Raw genomic sequence first — 824 nt, 5'->3', positions numbered from 1 at the left:
ATGCGAAACGCGCGCATGTCCATGAAAATGCGCATCGCCATCGATTCGCCGGTCACGCCGCGTCCGCCGAGCACCTGGACGCTGCGATCGACCACCCGCCACAGCGCCTCCGAACACACGACCTTCGCACGGCTCGATTCGTAATTGCCGCGCTCGCCCTGATCGAGCAGCCACGCCGTCTGCCAGATATGCAGACGCGCGGTCTGCATGTCGATATCGTTGTCGGCCAGCATGAAGCCCACGCCTTCGTGCTCGCCAAGCGGCTTGCCGAATGCCTCGCGCTGCCGCGCATGATCGAGCGCTTCGTCGTGCGCGCGGCGCGCCTGGCCCAGCCAGCGCATGCAGTGCGTGAGCCGCGCGGGCGCAAGCCGTACCTGTGCATAGCGAAAGCCTTTGCCCGCCTCGCCCAGAACATCGGTTGCCGGCACGCGCACGTTCGTGAACGACAACACCGCGTGACCGCCGGCGAAGCAACTGTCCATCGCATCCATCAGCCGCTCGATACGGATGCCTTCGCGATTCATGTCGGTCAGGAACATCGTGGCCGACCCGTCTTCCATCTTCGCCATCACGATTGCGTAGGTTGCGCCCTGCGCGCCGGTGATAAACCACTTGGTGCCGTTGATCACGTAGTCGTCGCCATCGCGCACGGCGGTCGTGTTCAGCATCGCGGGATCGGCGCCGGCGCCGGGCGCGGGTTCGGTCATCGCGAAACACGAGCGGGTGTGACCGGCCACCTGCGGCGCCAGCCAGCGCGCTTTCTGCGCGGGCGACGCGACGCTTTCCATCAGGTGGATATTGCCTTCGTCCGGCGCGTGAATATT

Annotated in this window: 1 protein-coding gene; it reads right to left on the bottom strand. The window is 65.5% G+C overall.

The window, feature by feature from the left end:
• Positions 1-824 (bottom strand): acyl-CoA dehydrogenase family protein (locus FQ746_RS26645; protein ID WP_144112787.1); only part of this gene is annotated, 824 nt, incomplete at both ends.

Origin of the sequence: Paraburkholderia sp. BCC1886, assembly GCF_900996245.1 — a bacterium.
Taxonomy (GTDB): Bacteria; Pseudomonadota; Gammaproteobacteria; order Burkholderiales; family Burkholderiaceae; genus Paraburkholderia.
The sequence above is the reverse complement of the archived record's forward strand: the minus strand, read 5'-3'. Positions and strand labels throughout refer to the sequence as shown.